Consider the following 19,776-nt stretch of genomic DNA (forward strand, 5'->3'; position numbering starts at 1 on the left):
CGTCACTACTCAATAAAGACCGAAACGGTATCTCCGTCTGCTGACTTCACATCAACAATTTGGCCGTCCAATTCATTTTCAATCGCTTCGATAATTAAGTTAATATCAATATCTTTCACGTATTTCGCAGACTCAGGTATACTCGCTGCAATATTATGCCCTGCTAACAACACCACTTTGACAAGTTTGATTGGTAGATTAACTGTGACATTATCATTTTCAGATGATTTTACACGGATTTTGAGTACTTTTTCCATATACTTACTTGATGATTCGGGCTGCTTACTTTCTTTCTCTTCCTTCTCTTTTAACACCTGGATCAGCTCTGCCCCTTTATCGGCATCTATTTTTCCTTCTTGCACCATCGTTAACACTTTTGTGATTTCCTCTTTCATACCAATACGCCTCCTTATTCTCCTTTTAAGAGCTTAATTGCTTCGTCTGAATTTATTTCACCGTTTTCCAACATGGAGATGACCTTCTTCTCATCCACTTCATTCTTCTTAGCCTGTTTATAACCAAGTGATGAAATGATATCTGAAAGCTTGCTGCGAACGGTCGGATAAGAAACCCCCAATTCCTTTTCAACCTCTTTTATATTACCTCGACAAGTTAAGAACACTTCCACAAAATGCAACTGATCGTTAGACAAAGACGCTAACCTAGATAATTCGAACTCATTTTCAATCGTCGTTTGGCAATGTGCACACTGCAATTTAGTAATTTTCAATGTTTCACTACAAACGGGGCAACTCGTAATCACTTTATAAGCCATAACGCACTCCCTTCATTTAATTTTATTTGATTATATATTAATTATATTAATATGTAAATTAATATAATTAATTTTTTATATATATTTATTTAATTTAATTTATTTCAACAAAATAAAAACAGCAGGATTACTCCCACTGCTTTTATTTATATCATGCTTCCCTATATTTAATAGTCAAGCCTTTCAAAAAGTTCCTAGCAAAGTGATCTAAGCACACTTTATAGTTTTTATGTCCTTCTTTTCTAAGAAAAGCGCCTATTTCTCCTTTTGAAACGTTGAGCCCCGCTTTTCTAAAGATATCAATCATATCCTCTGTTGTTAATGCCAAGGCAATTTTGACTTTCTTTAAGAGAATATTATTGATATGACGATGGCTCGTGATCGACGGGTCCGGTGTATTCGCTTGCCCGGGTTTCGGTTCTTGTTTTCCTCTTTTATAAATAATGAGGCCATTTAAGAACGAATTCAACATCGCATCAGTTAATTCAATTCGGTTTTCCGCCTCATCTTCATCAAACTTTTTAAGAATCTTCACCACCTCTGGCACTGTAACCTCTTCCTCACCTAGCTTAAAAATCTCTGCCATTTCACTATTTTTAATATCCAACGCATATCGCAACCGGATTAAAAGATCATTATTATCAACCATGTTATTCACTCCTATCTTTAACGGACTTTGCAATGTTGTCCAATAGCCATTGTCTATTTTAACATTGTCATTGCTATGCAATCCACTTATGTTGAAATCAACTTATATCAAAGAAAAGGACAGTCTACCTAAGACCATCCCTCCATACTTAGCACTAATCAATCACACGAGCAACTTCACTGCCACAAGTTTTACATTTTCCTTTTAATATAGGTCCATAATCACCCGATTCAATCGTGTATTTCACAATCTCCGTTTCCCCACAATTGCTACAAAATACATTTCTTAAGAGCATTTCTCTAGTATCCTTGGGGATAGCAAGCCATTGTTTTGCTGCTTCCATTTTAATTGCTCCTTTTATATTGATAGTAACGATTTTTACTTGTATGTACAATTAAGCATAACATACAATTTCAAGCGGCTAAACAACGTCACACATTCCATTTCCCTCCAGAAAATTGGTGACATTTGTGGAGTGGGAACCTCCTATATACATCAACTAATCACTTATACAACAAAAACGAGGAAATAATTATCCATTCAATTCTTCAACTATTTTTTGTTTATATTCTTTCACTAAATCTAACGGTGAATCTGGAATACTATCAAAAACTGCCTGAATGGCAGACTTTTCTTGTATCTCTTCCGATGCTACTTTTCTCCATAATATCCCCGCTACTAATGCTTGAACTGACAAAAATTTAGTGTGCTGAACAATGTGAAGCAATAGACGATTGAATTCACTTTTATCTTTGCCTGTTTGACCCCAATATTCTATTCCTTGATAAATTAAATCTTCATTATCCGAGTTTACCAGCTTTTTTGCAGCTACTAAATTAGGATTACGCAGGAATTGATTGATCTCTTCTTCATGGTCATATGAATTTTCATCATCTTCTGGTTTGAGCTCGTTCATAAATTCATAAAATGTTGGGAATAACTCGATTAGCTCACCTGAATCAGAATTTAAATAAGCGACATTCGGGTTATTTTGATCCTTACTATAATCTAACACAATAAAATAATGGCCATCGCCAGAAATAACGATAAGTTGATTATGATCAATTTCCCATTCACTAAATAGATACTTCGTCTCCATGATACCTTTATTTTCTTTAATACCGAGAAGATAATCAATTGGAAGCGTATGCTCATTTTCTATCTCTACGTCTATGTTGATGCTATCTTTCAATAGGTATCCGCCATTTTGTATATGAAGTAAATCCACATATTCCCTTGGCAATTTCACACCAAAATGCTCCTCAGCTTTCAATACATCTTCTTTTGTTAATTTCTCTAACACGATACCACTAGCGTAAAAAGGTCTCCACATATTTATAGTCATCCACCCTCTAGAAATCCTTTGATTGAGTATAATTGTATCAAAATATATGTAAAAATTGTAAAAATAACATAGTTGATAAACGCTTAGTCAACAAATAAGGCCAAAAGAGGAGAGAATGAAAACTTTTTGTTCGGCTATCTTTGATGATTTTACTCTAGATGTACGAGCAAAACCCTTTTTCTTTGATTGCATGATTGAATCAGCCCAAACAATATCGATACATCCACTCCATAAAAAAAAGAGAAAGGCAAGATGAGTTTCAACTCACTTGACCTTTCTCCGCAAATATATATTAATTCCTAATCAGGTAATCAAATGCACCTAATGATGCGTTGGCCCCTGATCCCATAGAAATTATAATTTGTTTGTACGGGTTGTTCGTACAGTCACCTGCTGCAAATACGCCTGGGACGTTTGTTGCACCATGGTTATCGACGACGATTTCGCCTGTTCTTGTGCGCTCAATCGTATCGCCTAACCAATCCGTGTTTGGAACAAGACCAATTTGAACAAAGATTCCTTGAAGTTCAATATGGTGTACTTCTTCTGTTTCACGGTCTAGATAAGTGATACCATTCACTTTATCTGTACCCGTGATTTCTGTTGTTTGTGCGTTTTTAATCACTTTCACATTCGGTAAGCTATACAGACGCTCTTGTAGGACCGAATCGGCTCTTAGTTCTGCACCGAACTCAATAACTGTTACATGTTTAACGATACCCGCTAGGTCGATTGCTGCCTCGATACCTGAATTACCGCCACCGATGACCGCAACGTCTTTTCCTTCGAATAATGGGCCGTCACAATGTGGACAGTAAGCGACACCTTTATTTTTGAATTCTGCTTCACCAGGTACGCCAACGTTTCTCCATCTTGCACCTGTGGAAAGAATGACTGACTTACTCTTAAGAACCGCACCGTTTTCTAATTCTACTTCAATGAGTTCTTTTCTTTGTAAGCTTTTCGCGCGTTGTAGATTCATCACGTCGACATCGTATTCTTTCACATGTTCTTCAAGACTAGCTGCAAGCTTAGGACCTTCTGTATACTTCGTACCGATAAAGTTCTCGATACCTAGCGTATCCATGATTTGACCACCGAATCGCTCAGCAACAACTCCAGTACGGATACCTTTACGAGCAGCATAAATCGCTGCACTCGCACCTGCTGGGCCACCACCAACAACTAGTACATCAAATGGATCTTTATTAGAAAATTCAGCTGGATCTTCTGTGCTACCCATCTTCGCTAAAATTTCATCTAAAGTCATACGTCCACTACCAAACACTTCTCCATTAAGGAAAACAGTTGGTACGGCCATGATGTTTTTGCTATCGACTTCTTCTTTAAAAGCCGCGCCATCGATCATTGTGTGTGTAATGCCTGGGTTTAACACACTCATGATATTCAAGGCCTGTACCACATCAGGACAATTATGGCATGTCAGACTAACGTAAGTTTCGAAATGAAACTCCCCTTGAATATTCTTTACCTGTTCCATCACCTTATCATCTACTTTTGGCGCACGGCCACTTGCTTGTAATAAGGCCAATACTAAGGAAGTAAATTCATGACCAAGAGGAATACCAGCAAAAGCGACACCTGTATCTTCACCCATGCGATTCACGCTGAAGCTTGGTGTTCTTTTTAAAGTAGCTGTTTCTACCTTAATTTTAGATGACATTGTTGCAAGTTCATCAACGAGAGCAAGCATATCTTTTGATACGTCATCGTCTCCGGTACTTACTTTCAGTAATACATCGCCCTCCATCAGTTGAAGATACTGATGGAGTTGCTCTTTAATTTCTGCTTCTAATATCATGGGGTTCCACTCCTTAAATTTTGCCGACTAAATCAAGGCTTGGCTTAAGTGTAGAAGATCCTTCTTTCCATTTTGCCGGGCAAACTTCGCCTGGATTAGAACGAACATATTGAGCTGCTTTAATTTTATCGATAAGAATGCTTGCGTCACGACCAATACCATCTGCATTGATTTCAACTGCTTGAATGATACCATCTGGATCGATAATGAATGTACCACGATCTGCTTGACCTAATTCTTCAATAAGAACATCGAAGTTACGAGAAATTGTATGTGATGGATCACCAATCATTGTATATGTGATTTTACCAATTGCTTCTGATGTATCATGCCATGCTTTATGAGTAAAGTGAGAGTCTCTTGAAACAGAGAATACTTCTACACCTAGTTCTTGTAGAGCTGGGTATTGATCTTGAAGATCTTCAAGTTCTGTTGGGCAAACAAATGTAAAGTCAGCTGGGTAGAAACAAACGACACTCCAATGACCTTTAAGATCTGCTTCAGATACTTCAATAAAATCTCCATTTCTATATGCATGTGCGTTAAATGGTAATACTTCTTTTCCTATTAATGACATGTTGTAGTCCTCCTAAAAGTTGTTTAAATTTAATCATAGATTAACAGAATGACCTCATTCATAATCTATAATTATTATTAATTAGCATTGATTATTATTATATTACTAATATTATATTTGTCAATTAAAGCGCATGAATTAATTTATATCAATCATTCCTAATCGGTTAAATATTATGAGGAATCTACGCTAAATATAGGCTACATAAGAAGTGTATACGTTTTCAACTAAATATTACATTATTGTGAAATAAACTATAAAATAGAAAGAAAGAGTCTTCAATTGAGAATGAATAGCTTCAAATGAAAATTCTCCCCTCTCCATTCTAAGAGAGAACGGACAAATAAATACGATTTAAGAAAGGGAAAAACTAGTTCTATTATGTGAGGGACTAGTTTTTTACAGCCACTAAAAGAAAATTTAGCGCCTTTTTAATTTTTAATATGATTTTCCCTTTTGCCCTCCCTGATTCTGCATATTTCATCGCTTTTTGTGCATCGTCAAATGAAAATGCTTTATCTATGATCGGCTTTATTTTACCAGCCTCAATCAAGTCTGCGATAGCTTTTAATTGTTTGCCACTCGGTTTCATAAATAACGTTTTAATCTTATAGATCAGGTTTCATTACATAAAGAAAAGCGTTTCTGCATAAACAGAAACGCTAGTATTCCTTCAAAATAAGAAGATGGTTTGAGATAAAAATGGTCTATTACTTTATCTCTAATTTCAATATAAACTGTTCGCCAATTTCTCCTATTTTCCGCTCACCAGTATCAACAAAACCAACTTTTAAGTACAATTGCTGTGCGGGAATGTTTTTATGATTGACCGCCAAAACCACTTCATTGCACTCGGGGAAATGAGTAGTGATAAATGCTTTTAACGCGAGCATCGCTTGCTTAGCATACCCTTTGCCCTGATGTTTGTAATCTATAGAAAGGGCTGTCAATAACATAGCATGAGGATTAACGGTATATTCACTTACCCTTTTTGTACTATGTAGCAGGAAAAAGCCTACTGGAACGTCTTTTGAAAGGATAACTACTCGATATTGCCCATTAGAAACAGCTACTATTTCCTTTGGTAATGCTGTAAACTTCGCTTGATTTTCAGGTAATTCAAATCTATTTATTATTTCTAAGTGCTCCTCACGATATAACCCTAATTGAACTTCTCCAGATGTATTCAATTTCACTCTCTCCTTTTTACCTGTATTAAATCTGCTAGTTGCTTTTTAAATAAAACCACATCACCATCCCTTACCACTTCAAATAAGCGCTGTTCATCCGCTTTAAGGAGAGAGCCGGCAAGAACTTGAGTTTTTTCACTAGAAATGCCGTAACAAACCACTTGATTATTCTTTTTAAATACAATTTGGTTCATTCCTTCGTTTACTGTTTCACTTATAGTATCCCATTAATATCCGACCGTTTCATATATCCACTCTTTCTGAATATAAGGCTCAAAGAAATAAACTTTATCCCAATCCAATGGTGTGATATCCAATAAATTTACTTCTTCTACAGATGACTCAATGGACAATACCTCTTCTTTCAATAAATCAGCATTCACTTCCCAGACATCTTTCTTTAGAAAGTTAAATAAAATCACACAAAAGACACAAACCAAAATGAAAGTCGTATTTTTGTACTTCATTTAAATATTGAACCTCTTACGTTCATAATAATTCTAGCAACAAATCTTACGAATATCTTTCATTTCAAGATTCTCCTACTATCAACTTAGGGTTTGTTCTTCTATTAATCCGATATTTCTTTTCTGTTGATGATAGGTAAGAATATATTCTTCTAAATGGGGGAAAAGTAAGATATTATTTAATTCGGATAATTTAATCCATTTTACATCAGTTTGATGAGGATCAGGATACTTTGGTTGCTTAGGAACAGATTCATCGGTAAGGGTACATTCAAAAATTAACTGCAACGAATGAATATCACCGTATTTATTCGCATTCAAGTGCGGGGCATACTCATATATAAATGCTAAAGGACCTACTTTCACGTCAATTGATGCTTCTTCTTTCGCTTCTCGCTTTACAGCTTCAATGACTGATTCATTCGGTTCTACACCCCCTGCAGGCAAATTATAATGAATGCCTCTCTCATCTTCATATTCAATCAAAAGAATTGAATCATTTTCGATAATTAGCGCACATGCCCTCACTCTCACTGGATAAGTCATCACTATCCCACCTTCTATTTATATAAACCTATTATACCAGTGAATATGGTAATTTTTTTTAGAAATAATCAAAAAAAAACATTTGGCTCCTCCTTCGCCAAATGTACTGATAGCCACTGATGCTATCCCCGCTATCAATAAGATAACAATTGAGTATGAATCTCACTTTAACGATATGTAAAACGTTTATTGATTTCTAATGTCAAAGGAGTAATATCTCTCCATCCATACACAATCTCCCCATATTTCTCACCAGCCATATTCATTTCAATAGAATCAATTTTTCCCCCACCAAGGGCTTCATAAAATCGATAAGAGTGATTATCCTCCACAACTAGGACAAGCATCCCTTGATATCCCTTTTGTTTCAGTTCAGTAGTAACGGCTGAAAACAGCGCCGACCCCACTCCTTTTCTTTGATACTCTTCTAATAAATAAATTGCATACAGTTCGCCATCAAAACCGTTGTACTTCCCACTTCTCTCTTCCCCACCCGAAGAAAATCCAATGATTTCACCAACCTCATTTTCAGCCACATACACGCCACCAAGAGGTATATTGTTTAACCACAATTTTTCCCTCTTTTCATACGTAAGTCCATTTAGATATTCTTGTGGGAAAATGGTTGCATAGGTGCTGCGCCAACTATCGACGTGTACTCTTGCGATGCCCATTGCATCCTCTATAACCGCTTTTCTAATGATAAATAAAGAATGGTTCAAGGTTTTTTCCTCCTCTATGTATGTTCATTAAGTAATTCGTTTTATATTTTAAATATCCCTTTAATAGAATTGGAATATTATGCTAATATTCAATTATAAGAGGAGGAGTATGTATGAAAAGAAGTAGTTCTTTAACTATTTTCATCTTCAGCTTTATAGTATTACTTAGCGCCTGTAGCGATACACCTAGCTTTGATGTTTATAAAGGAAGCACCTTAAAGATTGCCGTAATTGGGGAAACACCTGAAATAAAAGAAGACACCATCAAATTCTTTGAAATGTCCTTTAATGAACTAGAAACAACCAAACGTTCTCTTGATGCCGTGATCGTTACTGAAGAAAACCTAACAGAAGCGTCTAAAAAACAATATGCCAAAGTTTACTTACATTCAACAAAGACTGTCAATGGTCGCCTTGCGTAAACTATGCGGTCGGCATTCTCCCCTCAAAAGTAGAAGATGCTGTGAATAGTGTAGGATGGATTATATAACGATGAATTAAAAGTGGAACATGTAAAAGACATATATTCTCGTATATTTACGACCATTAGTGAATTAGAGAGCGCTGGACTATAAAAAAGGCTAGGGACGTAGAAGTGCCATGAGCTTGCACCAATATTTTAACGTAAGGAAGTCGAATGCCATGATACTCATCTTCTTACTAATCCATATAATCGTTGGATGGTTCCTTATATTTACGTATAAAAAATTACCTTCTGCCGTTTTCACCTTTATAGGTGGTTTTGTCTTTATTAGCTTTATATATTGGACGGCAGTCGTAATCCGTTACTAATTGCAAAAAAAGTTCGCTTCTTTTAAGTTCCGCTTACTCTAAATGGACCTATTGTTTCATATTTACTTGGATTTTATTGATTATTTTCTTATAGAGTAAGAGGTTAACGTTCCTTATGATAACAAACAAAAAAAACAAGCCTAAAGTAATGACTATAGAAAAGTAAAAAATACCATCGAATAGGATGGACACTGCTAGACGCCCCTTGGTCATTTGAGCAAGTATGAAGGAAGAAATAACGACAATGATCCAAGAAGACAGAATTTGCCTCACAAAATCAGTATTTCTTCTGGCAATGACCTTTGGTAACTGATTAAATAGAAAATAAACTGCATACATGTAGCTAAGAAGAATTCCTGATCCTAACATGAGTTCCATTTCTCCGCTCTCCATTCACACATATTGTCATCATCGGTTTCCTTTATTTCCAACATACTGTATCTAGAATGTATGTATCTTCCATCCTTTAATACACATACTAAGTTTTAGTAATTTTCGGAGGAGATACCATGCTTTCTACTGCACTTAGTAATCTAGACCTTGGAGCAAAAGGATTATGGTTTCCAATCATCGTTGTTGTCGCGCTATTATTTATCCTTAACCTCATGCCCAAAAAGAGAATAAATCTAACAGAATTATATATCATTTTTTGTATTGTTGGGTTTGCAACATGGATCATGGATGCATTTATTTTACGCGTTTTCGACTTAGTTGATTTAGGTTCCCCTAAAAAGCTAGGACTCGGAGATATTCTCTCTTTTACCTTCATCCCTTCATCATTAGCTTGTATCTTCTTAAATTTCGCAAATAAGAAAAACAAATGGAGGTTAGTCATATTCTTCACCCTCATTTCATTTGGTATCGAAATTGGAATAGAATACTTTGGTTACATGATAGAAAAAGGATGGTTTAATTTTTTCTCTATTTTGTTTTATTTTATTGTGTATGGTTTTGTACTGCCTTATCAATTGGAGGTTATTAGGCGGAGGTGAATGATGTACATCAGAGAACAGGTTTTCTAATAAGATACAATTTAATTTATAACTAGTTAAATTAAATACACTTCATTATTTCCTGACAATTCTTTTTGTAAAACCTTATCCCATTTACTATAATAGAATCCTTTTTAAAGTGAGCAATCATAAAATATTCTTGATTGGCATGTTCAATAACTACATGGTTACCAGCATGGGGGTTTCAATCCATCTAATCTGGAACATTGTCTATATACTTAACAACTACTTTAATTACGATACCATCTTGTAGAGCAATAATTTCTTGATTGAATGCATAATTACTATATTGTAGCGCAGGTTGCGCCATAAGTTGTATTCTTTGTTGGAAATCATATGAGTATCTCTAATTTTCTATACAGTTTCTCAGCTTTTGAAATATTAAAAGAATGATCCTATGCAGGCATTGTTCAGACAGTTTCCTTTGCCAGTTGGCTGACTTTGATGACATAACACTTTAATCGAATACTGTATATATAAGTATTAGAGAGAAAAAGAACTAGAGTAAACTCTTGAGGATCTCATCTATCATTACAAACGGGACAATATAAAGAAACGCGCGCGATTGAATTTCGACACGCGCCCACTGCTTAGCTTTTTATGTTCCCTACTTGACATGGCCAAGACCGGTTAAAAGCAATTCTTTTTTAGATATAATAGGTCGTAAGTTTTATTCGTTTGCCTTTTTAATTTCAAATTGAGCTTCAGTATATACTATTGGTTTACTTTCCGGATTATTTTTCTCAAATTGGACAGCTGACACAGTATAAATTCCTGGTTCTAAATTTCCTTCAACTAGTTCTATTGTAGTTTGAGTAAGTTCTCCGATTTGATCAGTATTATCGTATATACCATTTATGTAAATAAAAGTTTCCTTATCTCCGTGAAAGTTAGCATATTCTACCCATACACTATCCATTAATGTATCTTCATTTACAAACAATACTGGTACATTACCATCTTGGGAATCGCCACCCGAAGTTGAAACTACAACAGATGCTTCTCCAAGTTGCTCAGTATTGTCAGGGAATGGAAATTCACTTTCCTTCTTCACATCTACTTCATTTTGTTCATTCAAATCAGATGAGTTATCTGCTTCAGTATTTGTGGGTTTATCACTACCACATGCAGCCAATGTCAATGAAACAGCCATCAATGAAAATAAAATAAGTTTCTTCATAATTAAGTTTCCCCCTAGATGTATCTTACAAATTTTATTATCGGTTAAATTCCATCAAATTTTAATATGTTTTAATTCATCCATGCTTATGTTAAAACAAGAAGGGGAAACGCATCGATTTAAAAATTTCTTCATGATCGTGACAAAGGGTTGCGAAAGTTTTCTACTTACTCAACATGAATACGACTTATTTTTCCAGTTAATCAAGAATAAAAATATAATATTTAAACGAAATAGGCTCCTTAAGTAAACTTGGGGATTTGAAGTTACAGTTACTTCCAAGTAATTGAATTATATATTGGTAAGAAAATAGCTCTGATGCGAGAAAAAAAGATATATTCAATCAATATATGGTAGAGGTTAAACAAAGATTGAATAGCATCTTATTTGTATATGAATAACCAGCAGTATAAAGCCAACTTGTATATTAAATACAAAATAGGAAACTTTATACACAAACAAAGATAGACAATAAAACATGTAGTAGTTTGCTCTGTTAAATTAAGTTACTACACTCAATTATTTATTAAGTAAAAATAAATGTTTAACTAGCACTGAGTATATATTAGATGCTTACCCACTTATGAAATTAGTTAAAGAATCGATTAACATATGCCAACAAATCAGCTTTGATACCATTAAAGTCCTGATTCAAATCAAAAGATAATACAAAAATTTGATTTCCATTAATATTGTAAGTATGGTTTGGTTGGCTTAATCCTATTGTTCTAGCATAAAGTAACATGCCACCCACTATTTCAGAAGGTTTCTTATTCCAATTATTTACATAAGTGAAAATTTGATAGAGATTATTCGATTTTTGTTTTGACTCCCCTCCCTCAAATCTTGTGCCCATATTCTCTGAATAGAACTTCGTATCTACAATCAGTGTTTTATTACTTGTTTGAAGCACAATATCTGTTTGCATGATTGGTAATGCCTCGCTAAATCCATCATCAACTTTCCATTGAATTTGAGGACGTGATACAAAATAATTCGTTTCGCGTTTGTAAAATGAAAAGATAAATTTTTCGTATAAAGCCGACAACCTTTGCTCATCCTGTATTTGTTTCATAGATTGCGATTCCGAACTTTCATCAAGCAATAGTTCTTCATAAAGATACCTGCATACATCAATGACAAATTGATAGCGGATATTTTGGCTATTATACTGGACATTTTTCCATAGCTGAAGGTTCATTTCTCTATTTGAAACCTCTTCAAAATAAGGGAGAAAACCATAAAATAATCTACGTGTTTTAGGTTTGATTTTTGCTGAATGAGATAAAAAAACAAGAGTAGCTTTAATAATTTGATTCAATAAAATATCTTCAGAAAACTCATCGTATATTACCACTAGCTTCTTATCTACCAATGCGTTTTTCTTTATGGAAGCATTTATATCAATTTTCCCTTTAATAACAGTGGATTTCTCCTCAACACATACATAATCTTTAATTAATCCCCCACGAATTAATACAGGTATTCCAATAGATAGAACCTCTGAATAGAGGTCTTTCACATTTTCAAATTTTTCTGCGCCAATATGTTTATATTCTGTAAGATTCAAAGTTTGATAGGCATAAGAAAGCATATAATAGATATTCCTAATTTGAATATTGCTATTTCTCTCCATCGTAACAGCCCCTTAGTCGGTCCGCCCAATGGTTTGCCTTCTGCTCATCATCGAACCAATACTCGAATAATTGAGGAATTATTTCATATTCAATAACCTCTTCTACTCGATTTACGGAATCAACTTTGTATGCACTCCCAACAAAATAACTATGTCCGATTTGAAAGCCTGTCCCAGTTCAACAATTCGTTTATTTAAATTCTTAATTTCCTCTATTACTCGGTTCAATATTTCTGGATTATCTAATTGATCTACATACGACTTAAATGTCTCATTCTCAAATGCTGGTTTAATTTCGACAAATGAAAACCTTCTTCTAAGAGCATAATCTAATAGCGCTAAACTCCTATCTGCTGTATTCATCATACCTATGATATATAAATTAGGTGGAACAGAAAACTTATTGTTAGAGTAGAGGAGATTGATTTGTTCCCCCCTCTTATCAGTTTCAATAAGCATCATTAATTCACCAAATATTTTGCTCATATTACCTCGATTAATTTCATCAATAATGAAAAAATAATCGCGTTCAGGATCACGCGTAGCTTTTCTTGCAAACTTCACAAATGGGCCTTGTTTCAGTTCAAAACCATCACCTTCAGCTTTCGGACGGTAACCTTCAATAAAATCCTCATAGCTGTAACTTTGATGAAACTGAACGATTTGGACACGAGTTTCATCCATTTCTTCCATCATCACGTAAGCTAAGCGTTTTGCAATATATGTTTTTCCTACTCCAGGAGCACCCTTCATAATGAGATTTTTCTTATTTTCAAGTACCGATATTAGTCTTGTTAACTCCTTTCTCTCGATAAAAACATCAGAAAGAAAGTCTGCAGTAAAATAAGGTTCATTTTCTTGAACAGTAGGTCTAGATTCAATAAAGCGAATATAATAATCGATTGAACTACCTGATACACCTTTATATTTTTTATAAGTATCATCTGATAGAACAACTTCTTTCAATTGCTTCAATTGCTCAGTATCTGTTTCTCCAAATATGTCTGTATCAAAGTGGCTTTCTATATCCTTTAATGCACTTACCTTTTGATTAACCGTCTTATCATTCAAAGTTTCTCCATTGTCTGTTACTTGATTAGACAACCAAGTACGGAATTCATTTACTTCCGCTTTAGTTGTATCAATAATGTCATCATTTATTACCTGCTCAATCTCTTGAATTAAGTCTGGGTATGGATTGAGAACGGTCAGCGTTTTTTGAGCAAAAGTCTGGCGCAGCTCCCACCTTCCCACTTGCAGCCATTCCACTTTTCTTCTATGTTTATACTCAGTTTTTTCACTATCAAAGTAATACTCTCCAACTACAATTCCTCGCGCGATGACTTTTTTGAGTCCTTCTTTAGCATATACAATGTCGCCTATCTTAATTTCACTATAAAAATCCCACACCGCTTTTGTATCATTTATAGGACGCTTTCCATCAGCTCTTTGCTCTGATATTTTTCGTTCAACCTCTTCCTTGACATTATAATTATTTAAATCTCCAAGATAATCCCAGCCAAGTCCAATTATACTGTCAGAATAAAAATCATCCCATAATCTTGATTGTTCCCCCGGCGAAACAAGCCAATAGTTGATGCTATTATCAATTTCCCCTTCGTTACTTGCTATTTTCTTTTCCTTTTTAGGATAAATTAAAGTAGGATTCTCATTATAGTAGAGAAATATTAGATAGGATCTTAGTAAAACCCCCCAATCAGGTATCCCTCCTAGATTATCCGGCTTACTTCTTTCGCCACGATCAAATTCATCTTCCGCATATTTCTGTCTAAATTGTATTCTTCTCGTTCCGAATTCTTCTGGATATCGAGGTATCCCTTTACCAGTCACAAACTTTTCTATATCCTCGTCACTTTGTTTTGTCATCTTTTGATAGACATTTTTATATTCTAAATAGGATTGGTACTCAAAGAAATTTTTCTTATATCCCATATCAAGCTGAAACTTCTCTAGTAAATAACCTAATTGTTCAAGGTATGGAGAATACCAAATTCCAGTTTTTTCTCCCAAGTTTTCAGTAGCCCAAATGATATATTTTTCTTTTTGAGAATTAACAAGGTCATTCATAAATTACCTCCAGAAATTATTTTATTTTTCTCTTTGATAACAGTCTATTTCAAATAAAGTATTGCTTTTTTCTCAAAGCTTGTCTATATCCATTTAGACATTCAATTGATTATTTTCTTAAAAATTTGAGTACTGGGCAACTAAAGACTTCGATTTTGTTTGTCTACTTCAACATAAGCCCACAAGAATAACTAGTGAGCACTGTTTTATCGGCCAGAGATTTCGCTATTTCTACTAAATCCGGCATTTCCCGAATTTTAACGACACAGATGCGCTTATTTGAAAACAATTAAGGAAATCCAACCGTATTTTCAGTAATAAAGGAACGTCTCGCCGTAAAACTCACAAGAGTAATTATTTTGTTAAAATAACGGAATCTCTGACCGCGAACGATTCTCTAAAACAAGCTTACCTTGTTTTAGAGAATTCTTTCACCTAACATTGAAGTTTTTTGCTGCACAATAATCGTCTGCTGTGTAGCAAGTGACTCTCTTTTATAAAAGGTACCTTCCGAGTGCTTGTCGATAATGTATAAAAGATAAATTAAATTCTATATTGTGAAGGAGCGCCCTACAGATTAGTAGAAATTACATACATGAGGGATTCATTTTTTCAAGAAAAATTAGGAGGTAATCATGAGTAGATTAGTGCATTTCGAAATTCATGTAGATGACATGGACCGCGCTAGAAAGTTTTATGCCGAGGTATTTGGCTGGACATTTGAAGATTGGAGCGAATTTGCAGGTATGCCTTATTTTGGGGCAGTGACTGGTGGTGAGGATGAGCCTGGAATTAACGGTGCTTTAATGCAACGTCAAAGTCCTCCTCCTGAATCAAATCAGCCATTAAATGGTTATGCCTGTACAATAGGAGTAGAAAATTACCATGCGATTGAAGGAAAAATACTTAATAATGGTAGTGTAGTAGCATTGCCCAAATATGCTCTCCCTGGCATGGCTTGGCAGGGGTACTATAAGGATACAGAAGGAAATATTTTCGGCATTCATCAACCAGATGCAAATGCGAAATAGACTAATCTCACCAGAAAGAATAGGTATTTTTCATCGCACCTTTTCTTTCTATTTTTCGGTGTGATTTTTTTCAGATGAGTTCCACCTTATCGATGTTGATCAATTAAGATTGGATTGCCGTCTGGATCTTCCAGAGTAATAAATTCCGGTCCTTCTGTTGATTCATCGGCTTCCTGTATTAATTTTACTCCTTTTTCTTTCAATTCTTTTTGGAGTTCTCGAACATCTGTAAAATCTTCTAGATTTTCAGCGTTATTATCCCACCCTGGATTAAATGTAAGGGCATTTTTTTCAAACATTCCTTGAAAGAGACCTATGACCGTTTGTTCATTCTTCAATATAAGCCAATTTTGATTAATGTCCCCTCCTAGCGTTTTGAATCCTAGATCCTCGTAAAATGCTTTTGATCGATGAATATCTTTTACATTTAAACTAATAGAAAATGCTCCTAGTTTCATCGTGTCTCCCCCTTTTAATAGATTACATAATATTTCTATTTTTCATCAATAATACCTTCTAGCTAAAGACAATCATGGAGACAATATGTGATATTTAATGTTTCTATAGGCTTTATCCTAATACAACATCCTTTTTCCTATCAAATGAATTGGAACAGCATAAAACGAAATGAAAAAATTGGTATTGTTAAAATTAAATGATAAAATTACTGGGAGTAAAGTAATAAACAAAAAAGGAGTTTTCTATGATTAACAAAATTGGTAAGGTAACTGTTTATGTAAAAGACCAAGAACTAGCGAAAGACTTCTGGATAAACAAAGTTGGTTTTGTCTTAAAATTTGAACAAGCTATGGGACCAAACATGTCTTGGATAGAAGTCGGTCCAAGTGAAGACGAATTTACAACACTTGTTCTTTACTCCAAGTCAGCAATGGAACAACAAAACCCTTTAGCTATTTCTCACCCTTCTATTCTTTTTAGCACAACTGATATAGAATCAGCTTACGAAAAAATGAACCAAAATGGAGTAGAAGTAGATGAAATGCAAAGACTTCCTTTTGGTACAATGTTCTCATTTAAAGACCAAGACGGAAACAACTACTTACTACGTGAAGATAAGTAGTATTAATCAACTTAAATAAGATTGATTGCAAAAGCATGGACATTTTGACCGGAAAATCCATGCTTTTTTTAAACCTTTACAAGTACATTCAAATCTACCGTTTATAATCCTAATAACAGAAACATTACATCGATGCTGTTCTTCTGCAACAACTATATATATTCCCCCCACTACCACATGGACAAGAATCATTTCTACCGATTTTCTGTTCTTGAATAACTGGAGATGAAATATTCTCTTCTGATTTATTGATTATCCACTACTTCTAACAATTGACCTTTTTAACCTAGATTACCACTGCCATCGCTTCTTGTTTAATGCGCATTTTATTATGCGGTTTACCACCATATTTTTATCCTAATCACCTAACGTATTGTAGTTGTTATTTCTCACTTAAATGAAAATAGGCGCCTCCATTGTTGCAGAAAGCGCCCTTTTGCTGAACAAGGCTACGACTTCAGTTATGAAGTAATTGCCTTAACTCTTCTGTCATTTCCTCCACTAACTCTGGTCTGTTATGAAACTGAGCCGGGGTATTTTGAAAAAGTTCAATTTGCCATTCATGATCTTTCTTCACGGCAACTTGCGTTTGATGAGCATTTACTGATGGGTTAATATCTGATGTTTCAGGTGAAATCATACCTGCAATAGCGTGTAAAATTGCTACATCAGTACCTAAAAGCCGTGTATCTTTCACTTTAGTAACAAAAGGAGCAGTAGGATGACCTTCAAATATGGGTGTAAGGTGCGATAAAATCTCTTCTTGTCCTATTACCTTACTTCCATCAAAACCAATTTGGACTCCCTGTTCTTCAAAGAGTACAGCCATTCCCTGGGCATCACGATTGTTCCAAGCATCTATTAGTTTTTGATAAAGATTTTGAATTTCAATATGGAATGAAACATTCATGACCTATTCCTCCTTCATTTTTAATACCCTTTCTCATTGTTATCATACAATTGATCACATTCATTTCCAAACGGTTTCTTTTGGGACTTTCATAAAATCTGCTTATATTCAATTAAATACTTCCATGAATAAAAAGAGCGAATTTCTTGCTGCAAGAAAGTACCCGGTTGTGGAGGAATGTCAAACTTTTCAATGATAATTTTCCACTTTATGTTTATTTTTCGACCTCAAACACACATGGGTAATGAGCAGGACTATACTTTATTATTAACAAATACATGTCTTCCGCTTGATTCCGATTCGATCTTTATCCTCTACTTTTTTTATATAGTCTTTTGCGAGCGGTACCTTACAAGCAGTATTTCCTACATCCACATGTACTTTTCCAATAAAATCAGCTACCTGTTTCGCTTCTTCCGTTAATTCAGGTACATAGGAGCCGACGGAAATAACAAAGGAATTCATAACATAACGAACTCGATTGCGTTCCTCATGTACAGAATCTTTCACTCTGTACAACAATGTCCTAATTTCCCCTATGTCTAGCTCCTCATCAGGAGTAATTGATAAATAATTCGCATATGTACTCCATCCAACAACTGCGATCATCTCTTGCTCTGAGCTCATCCATTCATTAGCCAATTCAAGGGCATACTCACTTTCAGCTGCTACCTGCGCAACGGTATATTCAGCGACCATATACCAATAAGCTTTCTTAGCCCAGTCTTGTAAGTCTTCTTTTGCCATTAATTTTGGATTAACGGATAGACCTGCCAAATACATCGCATCATGATTTCCTGAATGATATAGTTGTAATGCTAACTCCTGATCCTTCTTTACATACTTAACAAGCTTTTTTAAATCTCCAATTTTCACACCAAAATAAGGTTCCTTTACTCCGTGGTTCAAGAAGATTCTTTTTGTTTGGTCACTGCCTAATTCTTCAAGCTTTTGCATAATTTCTTCATAAGTCATCGTTTTCCTCCACATATGATTACATTAAATTCACTTCAGAGGCATTCTGAAGGGTTTTTTTGGCATTTATGTTTAACACGGTCAGACACCTACATATATGATCACAACGGAATTGTGACCTTCTTATCTCTCAAGCTTAACAATCCGTATTTTCACCGGCGCGCCACATATCAACGGTTTTATGAATAAATTGTTCCAATCCCGTATCTTCCATCTTTATCGTTTTTTTGATACGAATGCAGCCTTTTCCGTAATTATATCCAACTAATAGGGTCTCTGCATTTTCTACCTTATCTATTGTACCCACATAGAGACTGACATAATGTTTTTGCGCATTTAATGCAAACACATAGGTATCATCTTTACCATAATTCAACATTTTATAGCGAATTACCTCATCAAATTCAGGTGCATAAGCAAAAATCATTTGTCGAACCGCAAGCAATTTCTCTTTTCTCCAATCGTCTTCAAGCAATTCTAGATATTCTTCCGAATTCTTTGCATCATATTGCATATTGTCCCACTCCTCTATTTCTTAATTTATAGTTTTCAATTTACTTAACTCTTCTATCTATTCAAATTGTATCGTTGGTACAAAGTATTTTGTATGTATGATTATTAATTAAAGCAGGTGATGGCAATTGCTTCATTAATCAATCCTTAATCTATATCATAAATAATTCCACGTCTAAACTTAAATGCCTTTGCTAAATCGAATCATTTTAATTGGATAGACAACGGCTTAACTATTTTAATTGCAATTTTAGGAGTCTTAGGTTTTCTGCACTCACCAATTAAGCTAGAACAACCTAAATTTAAATTTAAGTATAGGTCTATGATATCATATGCTTTGCCTATCATATAGCTAAGCGAAATTTAACTAGTTAACCACAAGAATGATGACCAACCTGTTCGTTGAGTAGTAACTGTTGAATAAGCCCGAGGATTCTCATGATATTCTATACCCATTGACTTTC

The 19,776-nt window shown here is 34.7% G+C and carries 25 protein-coding genes; 4 read left to right on the forward strand and 21 right to left on the reverse strand.

Annotation, left to right across the window (positions count from 1 at the left end; all coding sequences use genetic code 11):
- Positions 1 to 5: 5 nt before the first annotated feature.
- The 13 genes from MKX29_RS04935 to MKX29_RS04995 all read right to left on the reverse strand — a co-directional run bounded on the left by MKX29_RS04935 (position 6) and on the right by MKX29_RS04995 (position 8,093).
- Positions 6 to 395, reverse strand: coding sequence for an SHOCT-like domain-containing protein (locus tag MKX29_RS04935; RefSeq protein ID WP_341104356.1), 390 nt, complete (start codon positions 393 to 395; stop codon positions 6 to 8).
- 14 nt (positions 396 to 409) lie between these two features.
- Positions 410 to 775: a DUF2089 domain-containing protein gene (locus tag MKX29_RS04940; RefSeq protein WP_341104358.1), complete on the reverse strand. Its 366-nt coding sequence runs from the start codon at positions 773 to 775 to the stop codon at positions 410 to 412.
- Between the two features lie 151 nt (positions 776 to 926).
- The gene (locus MKX29_RS04945; protein ID WP_341104360.1) at positions 927 to 1,424 is read right to left on the reverse strand and encodes a YehS family protein; all 498 of its coding nucleotides are present in this window, start codon (positions 1,422 to 1,424) and stop codon (positions 927 to 929) included.
- A gap of 154 nt (positions 1,425 to 1,578) precedes the next feature.
- Positions 1,579 to 1,767 (reverse strand): hypothetical protein, encoded by a 189-nt coding sequence (locus MKX29_RS04950; RefSeq protein WP_341104362.1) that lies wholly within the window; start codon positions 1,765 to 1,767, stop codon positions 1,579 to 1,581.
- Between the two features lie 189 nt (positions 1,768 to 1,956).
- A complete protein-coding gene (locus tag MKX29_RS04955) occupies positions 1,957 to 2,757 on the reverse strand; it encodes an SMI1/KNR4 family protein (protein WP_341104364.1) in 801 nt (266 codons plus the stop codon).
- 304 nt (positions 2,758 to 3,061) lie between these two features.
- Positions 3,062 to 4,591, reverse strand: coding sequence for an alkyl hydroperoxide reductase subunit F (gene ahpF, locus MKX29_RS04960; protein ID WP_341104366.1), 1,530 nt, complete (start codon positions 4,589 to 4,591; stop codon positions 3,062 to 3,064).
- 13 nt (positions 4,592 to 4,604) lie between these two features.
- On the reverse strand, positions 4,605 to 5,168 hold the full coding sequence (gene ahpC, locus MKX29_RS04965; protein WP_095370569.1) for an alkyl hydroperoxide reductase subunit C: 564 nt from the start codon (positions 5,166 to 5,168) through the stop codon (positions 4,605 to 4,607).
- A gap of 391 nt (positions 5,169 to 5,559) precedes the next feature.
- A complete protein-coding gene (locus tag MKX29_RS04970; protein ID WP_341108206.1) occupies positions 5,560 to 5,787 on the reverse strand; it encodes a zinc-binding dehydrogenase in 228 nt (75 codons plus the stop codon).
- A gap of 91 nt (positions 5,788 to 5,878) precedes the next feature.
- The gene (locus MKX29_RS04975) at positions 5,879 to 6,358 is read right to left on the reverse strand and encodes a GNAT family N-acetyltransferase (RefSeq protein ID WP_341104368.1); all 480 of its coding nucleotides are present in this window, start codon (positions 6,356 to 6,358) and stop codon (positions 5,879 to 5,881) included.
- A gap of 2 nt (positions 6,359 to 6,360) precedes the next feature.
- Complete coding sequence (locus MKX29_RS04980) at positions 6,361 to 6,552, reverse strand: hypothetical protein (protein ID WP_341104370.1); 192 nt, start codon at positions 6,550 to 6,552, stop codon at positions 6,361 to 6,363.
- Between the two features lie 33 nt (positions 6,553 to 6,585).
- Positions 6,586 to 6,825, reverse strand: a complete 240-nt coding sequence (locus tag MKX29_RS04985) for a hypothetical protein (protein WP_341104372.1) — start codon at positions 6,823 to 6,825, stop codon at positions 6,586 to 6,588.
- Positions 6,826 to 6,906: 81 nt separating this feature from the next.
- Positions 6,907 to 7,371 (reverse strand): NUDIX domain-containing protein, encoded by a 465-nt coding sequence (locus tag MKX29_RS04990; RefSeq protein ID WP_341104374.1) that lies wholly within the window; start codon positions 7,369 to 7,371, stop codon positions 6,907 to 6,909.
- Positions 7,372 to 7,538: 167 nt separating this feature from the next.
- Positions 7,539 to 8,093, reverse strand: a complete 555-nt coding sequence (locus MKX29_RS04995) for a GNAT family N-acetyltransferase (RefSeq protein WP_341104376.1) — start codon at positions 8,091 to 8,093, stop codon at positions 7,539 to 7,541.
- A 113-nt stretch (positions 8,094 to 8,206) separates the two neighbouring features.
- Between MKX29_RS04995 and MKX29_RS05000 the strand changes: the two genes are divergently transcribed.
- Positions 8,207 to 8,515 (forward strand): hypothetical protein, encoded by a 309-nt coding sequence (locus MKX29_RS05000; protein WP_341104378.1) that lies wholly within the window; start codon positions 8,207 to 8,209, stop codon positions 8,513 to 8,515.
- Between the two features lie 418 nt (positions 8,516 to 8,933).
- Here MKX29_RS05000 and MKX29_RS05005 read toward each other — a convergent pair whose 3' ends face one another.
- The gene (locus MKX29_RS05005) at positions 8,934 to 9,263 is read right to left on the reverse strand and encodes a hypothetical protein (RefSeq protein ID WP_341104380.1); all 330 of its coding nucleotides are present in this window, start codon (positions 9,261 to 9,263) and stop codon (positions 8,934 to 8,936) included.
- 131 nt (positions 9,264 to 9,394) lie between these two features.
- Between MKX29_RS05005 and MKX29_RS05010 the strand changes: the two genes are divergently transcribed.
- The gene (locus tag MKX29_RS05010) at positions 9,395 to 9,877 is read left to right on the forward strand and encodes a hypothetical protein (protein WP_341104383.1); all 483 of its coding nucleotides are present in this window, start codon (positions 9,395 to 9,397) and stop codon (positions 9,875 to 9,877) included.
- Positions 9,878 to 10,568: 691 nt separating this feature from the next.
- On the opposite strand, the gene MKX29_RS05015 is transcribed toward MKX29_RS05010, so the two are convergent.
- The 3 genes from MKX29_RS05015 to MKX29_RS05025 form a co-directional block, all read right to left on the reverse strand.
- The gene (locus MKX29_RS05015; RefSeq protein ID WP_341104385.1) at positions 10,569 to 11,078 is read right to left on the reverse strand and encodes a hypothetical protein; all 510 of its coding nucleotides are present in this window, start codon (positions 11,076 to 11,078) and stop codon (positions 10,569 to 10,571) included.
- A gap of 589 nt (positions 11,079 to 11,667) precedes the next feature.
- On the reverse strand, positions 11,668 to 12,714 hold the full coding sequence (locus MKX29_RS05020; protein WP_341104387.1) for a 5-methylcytosine restriction system specificity protein McrC: 1,047 nt from the start codon (positions 12,712 to 12,714) through the stop codon (positions 11,668 to 11,670).
- 111 nt (positions 12,715 to 12,825) lie between these two features.
- Positions 12,826 to 14,802, reverse strand: a complete 1,977-nt coding sequence (locus MKX29_RS05025; protein ID WP_341104389.1) for an McrB family protein — start codon at positions 14,800 to 14,802, stop codon at positions 12,826 to 12,828.
- 635 nt (positions 14,803 to 15,437) lie between these two features.
- Here MKX29_RS05025 and MKX29_RS05030 point away from each other — a divergent pair.
- Positions 15,438 to 15,833, forward strand: coding sequence for a VOC family protein (locus MKX29_RS05030; protein ID WP_341104391.1), 396 nt, complete (start codon positions 15,438 to 15,440; stop codon positions 15,831 to 15,833).
- A gap of 86 nt (positions 15,834 to 15,919) precedes the next feature.
- Here MKX29_RS05030 and MKX29_RS05035 read toward each other — a convergent pair whose 3' ends face one another.
- Entirely contained in the window at positions 15,920 to 16,291 is a 372-nt protein-coding gene (locus MKX29_RS05035; RefSeq protein WP_341104393.1) for a VOC family protein, read from the reverse strand.
- Positions 16,292 to 16,536: 245 nt separating this feature from the next.
- Here MKX29_RS05035 and MKX29_RS05040 point away from each other — a divergent pair, with 245 nt between their 5' ends.
- The gene (locus MKX29_RS05040; protein WP_341104397.1) at positions 16,537 to 16,914 is read left to right on the forward strand and encodes a VOC family protein; all 378 of its coding nucleotides are present in this window, start codon (positions 16,537 to 16,539) and stop codon (positions 16,912 to 16,914) included.
- Between the two features lie 457 nt (positions 16,915 to 17,371).
- Here the strand turns inward: MKX29_RS05040 and MKX29_RS05045 are convergent, their stop codons facing one another.
- The 3 genes from MKX29_RS05045 to MKX29_RS05055 all read right to left on the reverse strand — a co-directional run bounded on the left by MKX29_RS05045 (position 17,372) and on the right by MKX29_RS05055 (position 19,313).
- Positions 17,372 to 17,824, reverse strand: coding sequence for an SgcJ/EcaC family oxidoreductase (locus tag MKX29_RS05045; protein WP_341104399.1), 453 nt, complete (start codon positions 17,822 to 17,824; stop codon positions 17,372 to 17,374).
- Positions 17,825 to 18,091: 267 nt separating this feature from the next.
- On the reverse strand, positions 18,092 to 18,799 hold the full coding sequence (locus tag MKX29_RS05050) for a DNA alkylation repair protein (protein WP_341104401.1): 708 nt from the start codon (positions 18,797 to 18,799) through the stop codon (positions 18,092 to 18,094).
- Between the two features lie 136 nt (positions 18,800 to 18,935).
- Positions 18,936 to 19,313 carry an iron chaperone gene (locus MKX29_RS05055; protein ID WP_341104403.1) on the reverse strand — a complete coding sequence of 126 codons (378 nt, stop codon included), beginning with the start codon at positions 19,311 to 19,313 and terminating at the stop codon, positions 18,936 to 18,938.
- Between the last annotated feature and the right edge of the window lie 463 nt (positions 19,314 to 19,776).

It is taken from the genome of Cytobacillus sp. FSL R7-0696, assembly GCF_038006865.1.
GTDB lineage: Bacteria > Bacillota > Bacilli > Bacillales > Cytobacillaceae > Cytobacillus > Cytobacillus kochii.

Coding starts and splice junctions, on each gene's coding strand:
- MKX29_RS05045 (WP_341104399.1), bottom strand. CDS start 17,824: ATGAATGTTTCATTCCATATTGAAATTCAAAATCTTTATCAAAAACTA.
- MKX29_RS04945 (WP_341104360.1), bottom strand. CDS start 1,424: ATGGTTGATAATAATGATCTTTTAATCCGGTTGCGATATGCGTTGGAT.
- MKX29_RS04955 (WP_341104364.1), bottom strand. CDS start 2,757: ATGTGGAGACCTTTTTACGCTAGTGGTATCGTGTTAGAGAAATTAACA.
- MKX29_RS04985 (WP_341104372.1), bottom strand. CDS start 6,825: ATGAAGTACAAAAATACGACTTTCATTTTGGTTTGTGTCTTTTGTGTG.
- MKX29_RS05010 (WP_341104383.1), top strand. CDS start 9,395: ATGCTTTCTACTGCACTTAGTAATCTAGACCTTGGAGCAAAAGGATTA.
- MKX29_RS05005 (WP_341104380.1), bottom strand. CDS start 9,263: ATGGAACTCATGTTAGGATCAGGAATTCTTCTTAGCTACATGTATGCA.
- MKX29_RS04935 (WP_341104356.1), bottom strand. CDS start 395: ATGAAAGAGGAAATCACAAAAGTGTTAACGATGGTGCAAGAAGGAAAA.
- MKX29_RS04950 (WP_341104362.1), bottom strand. CDS start 1,767: ATGGAAGCAGCAAAACAATGGCTTGCTATCCCCAAGGATACTAGAGAA.
- MKX29_RS04990 (WP_341104374.1), bottom strand. CDS start 7,371: ATGACTTATCCAGTGAGAGTGAGGGCATGTGCGCTAATTATCGAAAAT.
- MKX29_RS05015 (WP_341104385.1), bottom strand. CDS start 11,078: ATGAAGAAACTTATTTTATTTTCATTGATGGCTGTTTCATTGACATTG.
- MKX29_RS05055 (WP_341104403.1), bottom strand. CDS start 19,313: ATGCAATATGATGCAAAGAATTCGGAAGAATATCTAGAATTGCTTGAA.
- MKX29_RS05050 (WP_341104401.1), bottom strand. CDS start 18,799: ATGACTTATGAAGAAATTATGCAAAAGCTTGAAGAATTAGGCAGTGAC.
- MKX29_RS04980 (WP_341104370.1), bottom strand. CDS start 6,552: ATGAACCAAATTGTATTTAAAAAGAATAATCAAGTGGTTTGTTACGGC.
- MKX29_RS05020 (WP_341104387.1), bottom strand. CDS start 12,714: ATGGAGAGAAATAGCAATATTCAAATTAGGAATATCTATTATATGCTT.
- MKX29_RS05040 (WP_341104397.1), top strand. CDS start 16,537: ATGATTAACAAAATTGGTAAGGTAACTGTTTATGTAAAAGACCAAGAA.
- MKX29_RS05025 (WP_341104389.1), bottom strand. CDS start 14,802: ATGAATGACCTTGTTAATTCTCAAAAAGAAAAATATATCATTTGGGCT.
- MKX29_RS05000 (WP_341104378.1), top strand. CDS start 8,207: ATGAAAAGAAGTAGTTCTTTAACTATTTTCATCTTCAGCTTTATAGTA.
- MKX29_RS05035 (WP_341104393.1), bottom strand. CDS start 16,291: ATGAAACTAGGAGCATTTTCTATTAGTTTAAATGTAAAAGATATTCAT.
- MKX29_RS05030 (WP_341104391.1), top strand. CDS start 15,438: ATGAGTAGATTAGTGCATTTCGAAATTCATGTAGATGACATGGACCGC.
- ahpF (WP_341104366.1), bottom strand. CDS start 4,591: ATGATATTAGAAGCAGAAATTAAAGAGCAACTCCATCAGTATCTTCAA.
- ahpC (WP_095370569.1), bottom strand. CDS start 5,168: ATGTCATTAATAGGAAAAGAAGTATTACCATTTAACGCACATGCATAT.
- MKX29_RS04940 (WP_341104358.1), bottom strand. CDS start 775: ATGGCTTATAAAGTGATTACGAGTTGCCCCGTTTGTAGTGAAACATTG.